9 protein-coding genes and 2 pseudogenes are annotated in these 13,762 nt (G+C 70.4%); 1 reads left to right on the top strand and 10 read right to left on the bottom strand.

Annotated features, from left to right (window positions below; genetic code table 11):
- Nucleotides 1-112: 112 nt before the first annotated feature.
- The 10 genes and pseudogenes from GTW40_RS17400 to GTW40_RS17355 form a co-directional block, all read right to left on the bottom strand.
- Nucleotides 113-1,405, bottom strand: coding sequence for an MFS transporter (locus GTW40_RS17400; protein ID WP_161181116.1), 1,293 nt, complete (start codon nucleotides 1,403-1,405; stop codon nucleotides 113-115).
- Nucleotides 1,402-1,941, bottom strand: a complete 540-nt coding sequence (locus tag GTW40_RS17395; protein WP_161181115.1) for a winged helix-turn-helix domain-containing protein — start codon at nucleotides 1,939-1,941, stop codon at nucleotides 1,402-1,404. Before GTW40_RS17395 ends, GTW40_RS17400 begins: the two co-directional genes overlap by 4 nt.
- Before the next feature lie 421 nt (nucleotides 1,942-2,362).
- Nucleotides 2,363-3,526, bottom strand: a complete 1,164-nt coding sequence (locus GTW40_RS17390) for an MFS transporter (RefSeq protein WP_272919016.1) — start codon at nucleotides 3,524-3,526, stop codon at nucleotides 2,363-2,365.
- On the bottom strand, nucleotides 3,472-4,008 hold the full coding sequence (locus GTW40_RS17385; RefSeq protein ID WP_161181114.1) for an SMI1/KNR4 family protein: 537 nt from the start codon (nucleotides 4,006-4,008) through the stop codon (nucleotides 3,472-3,474). Before GTW40_RS17385 ends, GTW40_RS17390 begins: the two co-directional genes overlap by 55 nt.
- Nucleotides 4,009-4,023: 15 nt before the next feature.
- The gene (locus GTW40_RS17380; protein WP_161181113.1) at nucleotides 4,024-8,751 is read right to left on the bottom strand and encodes a DUF6531 domain-containing protein; all 4,728 of its coding nucleotides are present in this window, start codon (nucleotides 8,749-8,751) and stop codon (nucleotides 4,024-4,026) included.
- Between the two features lie 589 nt (nucleotides 8,752-9,340).
- The gene (locus tag GTW40_RS17375) at nucleotides 9,341-10,606 is read right to left on the bottom strand and encodes an ATP-grasp domain-containing protein (RefSeq protein ID WP_237525557.1); all 1,266 of its coding nucleotides are present in this window, start codon (nucleotides 10,604-10,606) and stop codon (nucleotides 9,341-9,343) included.
- Between the two features lie 47 nt (nucleotides 10,607-10,653).
- Nucleotides 10,654-10,956: a hypothetical protein gene (locus GTW40_RS17370; protein ID WP_161181112.1), complete on the bottom strand. Its 303-nt coding sequence runs from the start codon at nucleotides 10,954-10,956 to the stop codon at nucleotides 10,654-10,656.
- A 35-nt stretch (nucleotides 10,957-10,991) separates the two neighbouring features.
- Entirely contained in the window at nucleotides 10,992-12,227 is a 1,236-nt protein-coding gene (locus GTW40_RS17365) for an MFS transporter (protein WP_161181111.1), read from the bottom strand.
- Nucleotides 12,224-12,700 carry a regulator gene (locus GTW40_RS17360; protein ID WP_161181110.1) on the bottom strand — a complete coding sequence of 159 codons (477 nt, stop codon included), beginning with the start codon at nucleotides 12,698-12,700 and terminating at the stop codon, nucleotides 12,224-12,226. The genes GTW40_RS17365 and GTW40_RS17360 overlap by 4 nt, the downstream gene beginning before the upstream one ends.
- 34 nt (nucleotides 12,701-12,734) lie before the next feature.
- Nucleotides 12,735-13,133: pseudogene (locus GTW40_RS17355) on the bottom strand (MarR family transcriptional regulator); the annotation flags it as partial.
- Between GTW40_RS17355 and GTW40_RS17350 the strand changes: the two are divergent.
- A pseudogene (locus tag GTW40_RS17350) lies at nucleotides 13,087-13,278 on the top strand (hypothetical protein); the annotation flags it as partial. The pseudogenes GTW40_RS17355 and GTW40_RS17350 sit on opposite strands and share 47 nt — an antisense overlap.
- Nucleotides 13,279-13,762 lie beyond the last annotated feature (484 nt).

Below are 13,762 nucleotides of genomic sequence, written 5' to 3'. Positions count from 1 at the left end.
TGTTCACGAGAACCGACAGCAGATGTTCACCACTTCGGGAGGCACCTGGGTGAGCCCCGGAATCGAACTGCTTGAGCCTCGTGACATCGTTGTGACGCCTTCGCGGCAGGCGTCACAACACGTCAGGTGCACTCTTCTGGACGGGATCCTGGGATGCCGGGTGATCCGGACCGGTCGGGTCGGCGGCACATAGCGCCGCTTCGACCCGGCGGTTGCTGGTCATGGATGCCATGACGGCCGTCATCGCCAGGAGGAGGACGGCGGCGGCGTAGAGCGGGGTGCGGATGTCGTAGGCGGTGGCCAGCCAGCCGCCGAGGAAGGCCCCGACGGGGGCGGCGCACATGGCCAGCATGCGGGAGGTGGAGGCTACCCGGCCCATGAGGTGGGCCGGGACGATCGCCTGCCGCAGGGAGGGCCCGAGCACCATCGTGGCGCCCATGCCGGCCCCGCAGACGGCGAGCGCCAGCCCGGCCACGTACGGGTTCGGGGCAGCGGCAAGGCCCAGGATGGCAAGCCCTTCGACTGCGGCCGTGCAGGTCAGCGCTGTGCCGGTGCCGAGTCGCCGGCCAAGGTAGGAGGCGATGCCTGCACCGAGCAGGCCGCCGGTGGCCTCCGCCGTGAGGAGCAGGCCGAAGCCGTAGGTGTCGATACCGAGACGGTCGCGCGCGAAGAGGGCCAGGACGGTCTCCACAGCGAGGAAGGCGACGTTCCCGACCGCCGGACGGAGCGCCAGCCCGAGCAGCACCCGGTCCCGGAAGACGTACGAGGCCCCGGCCCGCGCCTGACGCAGCAACGACTCGCGGACCTTCGGCACGGGCCGGGGCACGGCGGGAAGCGTACGTACGAGCAGTGCGGAGAGCAGGAACGACACCGCGTCGGCGAGCAGCGGAACCGCCCGCCCGAGCGCGAGCAGCGCACTGCCCGCAGGCGGCCCCGCGAATCCGGACATGGCGGTCTGGGCTCCGCGCAGGCGAGAGTTGGCTCGCTCCAGGAGTGCAGGGTCGCGGCCGAGCAGATCCGGCAGATAGGCCGTGGCGGCCGTGTCGAAGAAGAGTCCGCCGAGGCCGAGCAGGAAGGCGACGGTTGCGAGCAGCGCAATGCTCAGCACGTCGAGCGCGGCCGCCGCCGCCGGCATCGCGAGCAGCACCGCACGCGCCGCGTCCGAGACCCACATCGTGCGCCGGCGGTCCCAGCGGTCCACCAGCGCACCGCCGAGCACCCCGAAGAGCAGCCACGGCAGCGTCCCGGCGGCCGTGACGGCGGCGAGCGCCATCGGATCCCGCGTCAACGTCAACGCGAGCAGCGGCAGCGCGGCATGCGACACCCCGTCACCGAGCGAGGACACCGTCTGCGCAGTCCACAGCCGTCCGAACCCGGTCGGCAACTTCAGAATGTCTGACGTCACTTGACACCTTCCTCGGCCTGCTCGCGCGGTGCCGGGTGGAACAGTGCGAAGACGAGTGACGCGTCCGGCAGCGACGGATCGGACAGCTCCCGGTACTCGTCCGCCAGCGCCTGCAGCCGCGCCCCCAGCTGCGCGAACTGCTCCTCGGTGAGCCGCAGATGAGCCATCCGTACGTGCCGCTCGCCGTCCGCCGGCGACGCCTCCAGGTCCGCCACCGCATGCCGCATCAGCACATCCGGCCCTCCCTCGCCCGGATCCGGCAGCACGATCGCACGCGCGGCCATCGCGTAGTACCGCTCGGTGACCCCCCGCACCTTCCGCGTCCGTACCACCTTCACCAGACCGGCACGCTCCAGCAGCCGCACGTGATAGCTGGAACTCCCCTTCGCAAGGCCCACCCGCTCGGCGATCTGCGTGATCGTCGCCGGCTCGAAGCGGAGCACGGCCATGATCCGGTGGCGCGTGAGATTGGAGACGGCGCGCAGCTGCTCGTCCGTGGTGACGTGAAACGTCTCGGGAAGATCATCGGTAGGCATGCGAGCAATGGTCAACGATTCTTGACCATTGAGCAAGGGGATTTCGCTCGGACGTCCAGACTCTGCTGTCCGGCACGCGAGATCTTCTGCCAAACCCCCCACCCGCTGCCAATCCGGGCATCTGTGGCAGATCAGACCAAGATCAATCTCAGCGGCACTTTCCGTATCTCAACTTGCCTCGGCAGAAATCGAACGACCGCTGGCCCTCGTGCCTCCCGAAGTGGTGAACATCTGCTGTCGGTTCTCGTGAACAAGGCCAGTCCGCCTACCCCGAGGGGGGGAGGCGGACCTTGTTTTCGGCGAGGCAGGCGTGGCTGTGGGCATCATTCCCGCAGTGAGGCTCACGGGCCCAGGGATAGCTTCGAACTACCACGGTCCGCCCGGAGACGTGTCGCCGAAGGAGCGACACCGCAGCGGCGTGTCAGCCGATGTGTACGGGCGCCGCGTCCTCGGTGCGCTGCTGGGGGCTTGCGTTGAGCGTGGTGACGGTGATGACCAGCGCGGCCAGCAGGAAGCCGACGGCGGAGGCGAACGCGACGGTGTAGCCGTGGGACAGCGCGTCGGCCGCCCGCTGGATCAGGGGCTGGTCGCCGCTGGCCAGGGCGCGGAAGAACGCGACGTCAGCGTGCGGCAGTTGGTCATCGGCGGCGCTGGTGGAGACGGTGGCCAGGACGGCCAGGCCGACGGCGCCGCCGATCTGCTGGGCGGTGTTGAGGATGGCCGAGGCGATGCCGGTGTCGTTGCGGTCGACGCCGGAGATCGCGCCGAGCGTCATCGGCAGGAAGCTGGCGCCCAGACCGAGGGCGGTGATGAACATGGCCGGCATCAGGTGGGTGAAGTACGACGAGGACGGTTCGAGCGGGCTGAACCAGAGCATCCCGCCGGCCGCGACGACCAGGCCGGGGCCGGCGAGCGTGCGTGGCGAGAACCGGCCGGCCAGGCGTGAGCCGATCCCGGCGGCCATCCCCATGCCGAGGCTGAACGGCAGATGGGCGAACCCGGCACGAACCGGGCTGTAGCCCTTGACCTGCTGCATGAAAAGCGACAGGAAGTAGAAGGTGGCGAACATGGCCGCGCCGATGAACAGCATGGTGACATAGGACCCGGCCCGGTTGCGGTTACGCAGTAGCCGCAACGGCAGCAGCGGGTGCCGGTTCCTGCGCTGCGAGCGCAGGAAGGTGATCAGCAGGATCGCCGCGACGGTGAACATGCCGAAGGTGACGGGGTCGGTCCAGCCGCGGTCACCGCCCTGGGTGATGGCGTAGACCAGGGCGGTCAGGCCGCCGGTGGCGGTAGCCGCGCCGCGCACGTCCAGTTCGCCGTGCAGCTTCTCGCCGCTGGCCAGCACCCGGGCGCCGAGCAGTACGAGCACGCCGATCGGGACGTTAACGAACATCACCCAGCGCCAGCTCAGGTAGTCGGAGAGTGACGCCCCGGCACCGGGCCGTCCCCACGCAGACGGGGGCCGGCCTTGGGGAGCCGCCGGTGTCCTGCGTGACCACCCGGAGGCGGCCCGGAGCCGGCCCGTGTCTACAGGTTCCGGGTGGGGCGGAACTCGTGCTCCGGCAGAGGGAACTTGTCCCAGAGAACCTCGGAACGGACTTCCCCGGTGAGGACGGCGGTCAGAAAGCGGGTGACCGTCATGTCGTAGCGCTCCCAGTCCTCCGTCGACGCGCTGTTGATCAGGATGGGGCGGGTGTCCGGGTCGTCGCCGGGACGCACGAGCCAGTACAGGTACTCACCGTTGTCGGTGGTGGCCCAACAGATCAGGCGGTTCCCCGGAGTTTCCATCTCCTCGGGCCTGTCCCCGTACTCCCACAGGGAGTCGTTCGCCTCCTCGCGCTCCGCGGAGATCTTGAGGAGGTCGTAGACGTCGTTGGGGCAGCCCGGCTCGAGCAGCAGGAGGTAGTTGTCCACGGTGCCGGCTCCGTAGGTCTCGATGAGCGCCTTGAAGTCGGCGGGGACAGCGGTGCGCAGCGCGGTCTCGGCAGCGGTCCAGTCAGGGGCGGGAATGTCGCCCCGGGGCGGGGTGAGCACGTCCGTGAGCCGGGTCAGTTCGGGAGTCATGTGAGGGTCCTTTCGTCACCGCTTGCGGTTCCAGATGGTGAAGATGTTGGTTCCCTCGCCGTCGCTGCCGTGCGGGCGCATCTGGAATCCGTTGTTGCCGTGAGCCTCGATGGTCACGCCGAGGGGGATCTTCGCATGGTCGTCAGCGTAGATGGCTCTGACGCTGTACTGGATGATCTCGCCGCTCCGTGCGGCGTTGCGCACTTGCAGTTCGACCTGGCGCATGACGGGTGAGTTGGCGTAGCTGTGCATGGTGACGAAGTTGCGGCGGTCCTTGTTGGAACCTCCGATCATGGCTGCCAGCAGGTGAGCACGGTTGTATCCCTTGTCCGACTCCCAGCCGGCCGGGTCGATCTTGGGGGCGGTCTTCCCCCCGAGCATGTCGTCGGTGATGGTGGCGTGCATGGAGGTGGCACGGTCGTGCGGGCCGAGGGGGCCGTACTGCACCCGGCCGCCCCAGCCGACGTCGCTCTCGTCGCAAGGGGTGAGACCCAGCGGGTCGCTGAGCGAGTGCGGGTTGTCCACGTAGGCAAGGGGATTGGGCGACGGCAGCAGTCCGAGCGGGTCCGGGGTGAGGTAGCGGCCGGACTCGGGGTCGTAGTGGCGGAAGTAGTTGTGGTGCAGACCTGTCTCGGGGTCGTAGTACTGGCCCGGGAACCGCAGCGGGGTGTAGGCGGTCGCGTCCTTGTTCCACGTGGTGGCGCCCCAGAGGGTGGCGCGGGTGCGCCAGGCGACCGTGCCCGCCTCGTCGATCAGTTCGGTGGGCGTGCCGATCTGATCGGTGACGATGGCGAAGAAGCGCTGGTCGATGACGTCCTGGGGCGTGGCCGCGTGCGCCTTGGACTCGGTCTGCGAAACCGGTGTGTGACCGTCGTGGTCCCAGGTGAGTGTCACCAGTTCCGGGGAGCCATGGCTGTGGACGGTCTGCTCGCACAGCGTGGTGCCGTCCCAGGTGAAGGTGGTGCGTTCGAGGACGGTGACCCCGTCGGCGGCCATGCGCAGCTTTGCCGTGCGCCGGCCGAGCGGGTCGTAGGTGTACTGCCAGCGGGTGCCGTCCGGGGTGGTGACGGCGGTCAGCTGGCCGTCGGTGTTCCATGCGTAGCGCCAGGTGTCCGGCTTGCGTGACAGGCGGGTTCGCCGGCGCAGCACGATGCGGCCGAGCGTGTCGTGTTCGTAGCGGACGTGGCCGGCGCGGGTGAGGCGCGTTCCGGTGTGGTCGCGGGTGCCGGTGGCGTCCTCTCCGATGTGGCGGGCGGGCCAGAGCGCGCTCGTCTGGTTTCCCATGGCGTCGTAGGCGTACGACTCGCTCCAGTTCGCGGCGTGCACGGCGGTGACACGCCCCGCGGCGTCCAGATCGAAGCGGCGTGCGCCGGCGTGGAGGTCGTCGATGCCGGTGAGATGGCCGTCGGGGCGGTGGGTGTACGTCCTGCGCTGGATCGGACGCTGGTCGGCAGGCGAGGTGACGGCTTGGCCGACCAGCCGGCCCGAGGGGCTGTAGGTGCTGGTCAGCGTGGCGAATCCGGCCATATGGCGGGTCACCTCACGTCCTGCGGCGTCGTAGGTGAAGTCGATGGCGCGTCCGGCGACGGTCATCCGGGCCGTGTGGTCGTCGCTGCCGTGGGTCCAGGTGGTGCGCGTGCCGGCCGGAGTGCTGCGGCTGCTGCGTCGTCCGGCCCGGTCGTGACTGAGGCTGAGGGTGGCGCCGTCGACGGTCTGTGAGGTGAGGCGTCCGGCCGCGTCGTAGGTGAAGGCCAGCGCGTGGTCCTGGTTCACGGCGCGGATCATCCGGGACGCCGCGTCGTAGTGGTACTCGGTGTGCTCGCCGTCGGCGCTTCTGGTGCTGAGCCGTCCGGCTTCGTCGAAGGTGTAGGTGATCGTGCCGCCCGCGGCGTTCGTGCGTGAGACCGGTTGTCCGGCGGCGTCGTAGGCGTAGTGGGAGGTGCGGCCGTCGAAATCGGTCTCCGCGCTGAGGCGTCCGGCCGCGTCATAGGTGTAGGTCCAGGTGAGGCCGGCTGCGTTGGTGACGTGTGTGAGGCGTTGTTCGGTGTCGTGACGGAAGGTGTGCGTGGATCCGTCGGGTGCGGTGCGGGATGCCGGGAGGTCGAAGGTTCCGTAGGTGTGGCGGGTGGTGCCGCCGAGCGGGTCGGTGTGGCTGATGCAGTTGCCCTCTCCGTCCCAGGTCCAGGTCTCGGTGGTCGCGCCGGCTGCCGTCCGGCGCAGCAGGCGTCCTTCCGCGTCCCAGGAGGATGTGGTGATGTGCCCGAGCGGGTCGGTGAGTTCGACGGCGCGGCCGAGGGCGTCGTAGCGGGCATGGCTGGTGGCGCCGCGGGCGTCGGTCACGCGGGTGGGCAGGCCGGCGGCATCGGTCAGGACGGCGAGGTGTGAGCCGAGTGGGTCCGTGGCGCCGGCCACCGCTCCGTTGGGGTGGTGGGTGAAGTGCAGGGCGTTGCCGTCCGCGAGGACGAGGACGGTGCGGTTGCCCCGCGTGTCGAACTCCTGACGGACGCGGCTGCCGTCGGGGCCGGTCAGCTCGACGGGGAGGCGAAGGCCGTTGTAGGCGATACGGGTGGCGGCGCCGTCGGGGGTGGTGATCCGGATCGGGTCGCCCGCGTCGTCGTACTCCCAGACGGTGCTGCGGCCAAGCGGGTCGGTACGGGCCAGGAGGCGGTCTCCGGCGTCCCAGCGCTGGGTTGTGGTGTGGCCGAGCTCGTCGGTGATCGAGGTGATCTGACCGTACCGGTTGGCCCGGTGGACCGAGGAGCCGCCCAGAGAGTTGGTGTAGGTGACGGTGGTGGTGCCGTCGGTGTCCGGGCCCGCGTAGGTGAGGCGGGCGTCGAGTATGCCGTCGGTGCCCTGCGTGTCGAGAACGCGGTCTTCGGCGTCGTAGGTGTACGCGTACGTGGTGTCGTTGCTGTCGCGCCAGCGGATGATGCGGTGGAGGGGGTCGTAGCCCAGATGAAGGGGTGCGTCCACGGCGTTCCGGATCTCGACGAGATCCCCGGCGTCGTCGTAGCGGTAGGTCCGCAGGCGTATCGACTCGTCACCGGTGAGCACCGAGAGGGCGGTGACACGTTCCTGTTCGGGATCGGAGTCGACCTGAACGCGGTAGCCGCCGCTGTGGGTGACGGTGAGCGGGACGTCGTGCTCGTCGCGCTCCACGGTGACGGCGTTGCCGTTGCGGTCCTCGACGCAGACGAGCCACCACACGCCCTCCTGGGCGGCCGCGGGCTCGAAGTGCCGGGTCAGTCCGCTGTGCGTGTCCTGCACGGTCAGGACGTAGCTGCTCGCGCGCGTCACGTAGGCGAGGGGCAGTCGTGGCCCCTCGGCGGGGTCCACCCGGTCGCCGGGCAGATCGGGCAGGCGGGGGTAGGCCAGGGCCGAGCCGTCCTCCCGGTACCACCAGAGACCGCCCAGCGATTCGTCCCGCTGTATTCGCTCGTCGAGCGTGGCGGCCCATGACGGGCCGAAGGAGCGTCCCTCCGTGTAGCCGGACAGGTAGGTGCGGCGCAGGACGAGCGGCAGTACACCGGGCAGCTCGACGTCGGACTGGGCGAGGATCATCTGGCCGGTGGCCATGTCGATCGGATCGCCGCACGTGAACTTGTTCCGCATCGCCCGCGCGCGTTGCGCCAATTGAGCCGACGCGAGTTTCATCCTGTCCCGCGGGCGGTCACGGGGCCGGTCGTCGCGGCCCGGGCGGTCTCCCCCGTGGTCGTCGTCCCCGTGCCGGCCGGCACGGATGGCGTTGACGCGGTCCCGTACGCCGTGGTCCGTCTCCCTGTGGAGCGCGGAGGTGGCCTTGACCCGCTCCGGGAGGGTCTCCGTGATGTGCTTGGCGATCTTCTTGAGGGCTTTCTCGGAGCCTTTGAGCGCACCGTGCAGCACGCTGTCGAAGGCCCGGGTGAACGGGTCACGGCCCTTGCTGCGGCCGAAGGCCCCCCTGGCCCTGCCCAAGGGCGACGAGGACGCCAGGTGCAGCTCGCCGCCGTGCCGGGAGACCCTGCCCGCGCCGCTCTCGAACTCGGCATGGTCGATGCTGGTGACCCGGTGGGCGCCGCCGCCGGGGCCGCCCGTGCCGGAGCCGTCGGCGGAGGCGAGCCGCATCCCCCCGTGACCGCCGTGGCCGGCGCTGCCGCCGCCGGAACCGTTGCCGTTCCCGTCGGGCATCGAGAACGCGCTCTGGGCCAGATCGAGCACCATGTCCTCGACCATGGCCTCCAGCTTGGCGTTCACCGGCTCGGTGATCTTCGCCAGCACCTCGTCCACGATCCGGTCCACGGCCTCGTCGATGATCCGCTTCACGACCTGCCGCATCGCCGTGACCTCGGCCGCGCCGATCAATGCGGACAGGCCGCCGGTGGCCACGGCGAGACCGGCCGAGATGCCCACCGACCCTGCCATGACGACGAGTTCGGCTTCGGCCTTGGTCTTCATCCCCCAGATGATCTCCGCGAGAACGTCACAGGCGTCCGCGAACAACCGGGCCAGCTCCGGCAGTTTCTCCAGCTGTCCGACCTTGACCTTGTCCCAGTGCGTCTCCATCGCGTCGACCGCCCAGCCCTGGGACGACGACAGGACCCGGGAGACCGCCCGGTGCGCGTCGGCACCGTGTCCTTCGAAGGTGTCGGCGAACTCCCTCATGGCGTCGGCCATCTCGCGGTAGTCGTCCTCGTCGACATTCGGGAAGTTGATTCCGATGAAGTCGAGGATGTCGTCCAGCCAGCCCGGGATCGTGTACCCCATCCGCGCCCCTCCGCCTTTCCCCCGTACCTCGTGCATCCTGCGCGCACGAGCAAATGCGATGCGTGTGCGATCAAGAACCCTAATGGGTGACACCGTCAGTGACGCGCGATCACGCCCTCAGGTATCCCGGTGACGAGGTGAAGGTTTGATGGGCGAGGGAGCCATTGCCGACATCTGCGAGACGCGAGGCGCGATCGAAAACGGTGACGGGATCACCGGCAGGTACTGGAGGGCGTGCCGTACGGGTTCGGTCCCGGTGTGGCCCCGGGCCCTGCCCGTGGTCAAGCCTCGAGGGGTGGGTGGGGACCGTCTTCCGGACGGCCCTGCCGTGCCGTGGATGAGGGGTGCGCGGGGTGCGCGGTGCGTTCCTCGGCCACTTCGAACGACGCAAGGTTGCCCTCGGAGACTGCGGCCGGGCCTACGGCACCAGTTGCGTCCACGACCCGCTCCTGCGGGCCGACCCGGCCCAACGGCCGCGGCTGGTGGACATCCGCGGTGGTGGAGTTCCCAGCCCAGGTCGAGGAGCGGGGCGAGGGCGGGATCGCCGATTCCGGTGGTGGAGGCGAGGTGGCGGGGGGAGACGTAGACGTCACCGTCGATGTCGCGCCCCGGCTGGCTCTGTGGGTTCATCGGTCTGCCCGGGTGGTGACGGTGATCTCGTCGGCGGCGGTGTCGAGGCGTTCGGTGACTCGGCGGTGTCGCGGCCGGTGACGATGTAGAACCCGGCCCGCGAGGTGAACAGGTCGCCCTCGGGCGGCAGGAGGAGGGTGTCGCCGATCTCGCGGATCCACTGGAACTGCTGCAGCCAGGGGGTGTGGGTGGCGAACGGGTGGTTGATGTGCCGCTCGGCGAGCGTGCCGGAGGCGTCCGGGTAGGGCATGCGGATTCCGGCCGCGCCGTGACGGGTGGGGGTGAGGTCGGGAGTCTTGCCGCAGGCGACGTCGGCGGCGGCTTGGGACAGGTCGATGCCGGTGGCGAGGCGGACGAGGTGGCCGATCATATCGCCGCCGATCCGCGCGTTGACCTCGATCAGCCGGGGCCGTCCGTCGACCAGGCGCATCTCGACGTGCTGCACGCCGTCGGTGATCCCCAGGGCCTTGACGGCTGCGGCAGCGCCGGGGGCGACCTGCGGCAGCAGGGGGTCGGCGGCGTCGACGGTGTGCCCGGTCTCGTCGAAGTACGGCTCCGGGCCCAGGTGCTTGCGGGTCACGGCGACGGCGGTGGTCACGCCGTGCGCGGTGACGCACTCGACGGAGACCTCGGGGCCGTCGAGGTACTCCTCGACCAGGACGCCGGTGTCCTCGCGGCTGCGGCTCGCTCCGGCTGAGGCGAACGCGAAGGCGGCGGGCAGCTCTTCGGGATGGTCGACGCGGATCACGCCGATGCTGCTGGCGAACGCGGCGGGCTTGATGACGGCGGGATAGCCCAGGCTGGAGACGGCCCGTGTTGCCTCGGGCAGGGTCCGGGCCTCCACCGAGGCAGCCGACGGTACTCCGTGGCGGGCGAACAGGGAGCGGGCGGTGGCCTTGTTACGGCAGGCGCGCATCACCTCGACCGAGTTCGCGGGCAGGTCCAGGGCGCGGGCGAGGCGGGCGGTGGAGATGAGGTGCCACTCGTCCCAGGTGACGATGCCGGCGAGGTGGTGGCGTGCGGCGAGGCCCCGGCCGGCGGCGAGCAGTTCGGTGGTGTCGTGGAGATCGGCGACGGCGTGGTCGACGATGTACGGCTTCTCCCAGGCGGGTTCGGTGCTGGTGAGCAGGACGACGTCATACGCGGTGGCGACCTGCTCAAGGCAGTAGCCGCGCAGTGTCTCATCGCCCGCGGAGACAACGAGCAGGCGGGGGCGTGCGGACAAGTAGGGACTCTCCGAAACGGTGGACGGCAGGATCAGGTGCGGGGGTGTCAGGCGGAACGGCGGCGGCGCAGCTCGAACGCGCTCGCCCAGTGGGGGTGTGCGGCGATCAGCCGGCGCGCGTACAGAGCGCTGAAGTTGTTGTTCAGCCCGACCACGCCGTAGGGGAGTTGGTGGCGCAGGTCCTCGAAGAGGTCCTTGAGGCTGACGCGGGTGGCTCCGGTGGCAAGGCGTCGGGTGGCCATGCGTTCCAGCTCGCGGTAGACGTGCGGGTTCTGGGCGTGGAAGGCGTGGAACCGCTCGGTGATGGTGCGACCGTTCGTACGGTGTACCGCGGAAAGGGCAGTGGACATGGGCGAGTTCTCCACAGGCTGGGGATGCGCGGGGGTCAGGCGCGTAGGGCGGGGTCGGTGCGCAGGCGGGCGAAGGCTGCGGCCAGTCCGGCGGCTTGGAGGGCGGCGCACGCGATGGTGACGGGGCCGAGTGCGTCGGGTGGGGTGAGCGCGGTGAGGACACCGGCGACGGGGTAGGGCAGCAGCAGGATGAGGATGGTGGCCGAGAGGGTGCTGCCGAACTTCTCCGGAGGGATCAGGCGGGAGCGCAGCGTGCGCAGGACCACCGTCATGCCGCCGTCGGCTGCCATCAGGACCGCGACTAGGACCAGATAGGACAGGTAGTCCGGCGCGTGGGCGGTGGCGAAGCAGGCGAGTGAGGCGAGGGCGGCGCAGACGGCACCGACCGGCCATAGGCCGCATCGGTCGATGGCGAACCGGCACAGCGTGACGCTGAGGAGGGTCGCTGCGGCAGCGGCGGACCAGACCAGGCCGACCGCGGTGGTGGACTGCCCGTAGTGGTTGACGACGATCACGGGGCCGGCGGCCTGAAGGAGAGCGCCGGCCAGGTTGGACAGAGCCAGGCCGCCCACGAGCCAGCCGAGCGCGGGCAGCGAGCGGATGGTGCGCAGTCCGGTGAGTAGCCCCGCACCCGTCTCCGTCTGCGCCTCCTGGGCCGGGGCGGCAGGTGAGGAGGGTGTGCGCAGGGTGAGCAGCGCGGTGAGCAGGGAGAGCGCGGTGGTCACGGCGAGCATCCGCGCCGGGCCGGTGAGCAGGAGCAGCCCGGCGAGGGCCGGGCCGGCCAGGGTCGCGCTCTGGTCGATGCCGAACAGAACCGCCTGGACGCGGTGGGCCCGAGCGCCCGCGCGCCGTCCGGCGGCGGCGCCGGCGGTTTCGGACGCGACGTAGCTGAACTCGGTGAGGACCCCGGTGATGGCCGCGAGCGCCATCACGGTCGCGCTGGCCCCGGCGCCGGCCGGGTGGAGGTGAAGGAGCACCGCTCCGACGGCCAGGGCCAGCGCGCGTCCCAGGGAGGCGAGGAAGGCGACGCGCGATGCGCCGCGCCGGTCGACGAGCGATCCGGCCCACCCGAACGCCGCCAGCCTCGGGACCCACTCCAGGGCGAAAGCCAGGCCGGTCAGTGCGGCCGACCGGGTCGTGGCCAGGACCAGCAGCGGAATGCCGTAGGTGGCCATGGCGGAGGTGAGGGCGCTTGCCGTGCGCGGCAGGTAGGTGCTGCGCAGCGGTCCGACGGGGTGGCGCGCATGCCGGGGCGCGGCATCTGCGTTCACGCGGGGAGCTCGAAACGCGAGGTGGCAATGTGCGGATGGGCGGCCAGCCACTGGACCAGCAGGGCACGCGGACGGCACAGGTCGGCTTCGGCGTCGGCGCTGTGCAGTTCCCCGGCTTCGAAGTGGTCGGGGGTGTCGGAGAGTTCGGTGGCGAGCGAGGGCTCCAGCAGGCGGAGGCAGTGGCTGATGCGGCTGCTGAAGTCGCAGGTCGGCGCTGGGTAGGCGTGATGCCGAGCCCAGCGGGCGCTCGCGTCGTAGAGATCGGCCAACTCCACACCGGGCTCGGTCAGTTCCAGGCCGGTGCCGGGAACGACCCGGACGAGACCGTGGGCCCGAGCTGCTTCGATCGTGCGTCGAAGGCGGTGGCGGGAGACATCGGGGAGGATGCCGGACAGCCGTCGGGGCGGTATCGCCCCGTTGCCGTCGATCTCGGTGATGAGCCGGATCAGGGAGCGGGAGGCCAGCAGACGCACGCGGCGTGCAGTTCGCCCCGGGTGAAGAGGGTGTTCATCGGCGGGGGCCTCCGGCGGCCAGCGCCTCCAGGGGGCGGACGGTGGCGTGAGAGAACAGAGCCCGGTTCTGCCAGGTCGGTCGGGAGGACGCCCCGGTCTGGAGCCGCGGGGGCGTCGCAGGGGTCGGCCGGGACTCGTTGCTGACCCACGGCTTCGGGGGCATCGCCTTCGGGCGTCCCCACACGGGGTGGTGGACCGCCCGGTCGAGGGGCTTACCCGTGGACCACGCGGACAGCGCGCCGAGGACGGGCCCGAGGCCGTCGCCGGCCGCGGACAGCCGGTAGGGCGCACCGAGGCCCTTGGTGTCGACCAGACCGTCCGCGACGAGCTGGCGCAGCGGCGGGTAGATGTTGGTCCAGTCGCTGGCAGGCATGACGATCCTGGCCAGGGCCTTCGTCTTCTCCTTCCGCAACATCTGGGCACTCGCCCTGCGGCTCGGCGTGCCCCACCTGATCGCGCCGCTGATAGCCCCCATCGTGGACCTGTCCGTCGTCGGACTCCTGGTCGCCCTGCGGTTGCTGGCCCTGCGCGGCGTGCCGGACCTGCGCCACGTGGCAAGCCCTGCCGTACGGGACCTGCTCCACCTCACCGGGCACGTGCAACGGGCCGCTCGCTGCAGGGCCTCCGAGGCTCCGTCGGCTCGCTGCCGGAGGCGACCCGCAGAGTCGCCGATCATCAGGAGTCCACGATCCCGCAAGGCATCGGCCGAGCGCCAGTCACGCGACATCCAGGTCCCAGCGACATCCAGGTCCCAGCGCCGTCGTCGACAACGGGGCCTTCGGCAAGCCCATACTGCCGTATCGAGCCGAAAGAGCGTCCGCCAGCAGTGGGAGCCCTCTGGGACTTTCCTGGGACTTCCGACCCCATCAACCGGCACGAGCGTGAAACAGCCGAAAGGTCATTCGGGCAGGTCAGCGACCATCGGCCACTCATAGCGGCAGGTCACCGCGCTCGCTGCTCTCTTCCGGGACATCTGATCAGCACGACTCAGTAGGTCTGCGCTCAGCGTCGCCTGCCCTCGGC

Origin of the sequence: Streptomyces sp. SID4985 (assembly GCF_009863025.1) — a bacterium.
GTDB lineage: Bacteria > Actinomycetota > Actinomycetes > Streptomycetales > Streptomycetaceae > Streptomyces.
The sequence above is the reverse complement of the archived record's forward strand: the minus strand, read 5'-3'. Positions and strand labels throughout refer to the sequence as shown.

What these genes read in the sequence shown, in the direction of transcription:
- GTW40_RS17395 (WP_161181115.1), bottom strand. Translation starts at nt 1,941, where the DNA reads ATGCCTACCGATGATCTTCCCGAGACGTTTCACGTCACCACGGACGAG.
- GTW40_RS17370 (WP_161181112.1), bottom strand. Translation starts at nt 10,956, where the DNA reads ATGTCCACTGCCCTTTCCGCGGTACACCGTACGAACGGTCGCACCATC.
- GTW40_RS17380 (WP_161181113.1), bottom strand. Translation starts at nt 8,751, where the DNA reads ATGGGGTACACGATCCCGGGCTGGCTGGACGACATCCTCGACTTCATC.
- GTW40_RS17385 (WP_161181114.1), bottom strand. Translation starts at nt 4,008, where the DNA reads ATGACTCCCGAACTGACCCGGCTCACGGACGTGCTCACCCCGCCCCGG.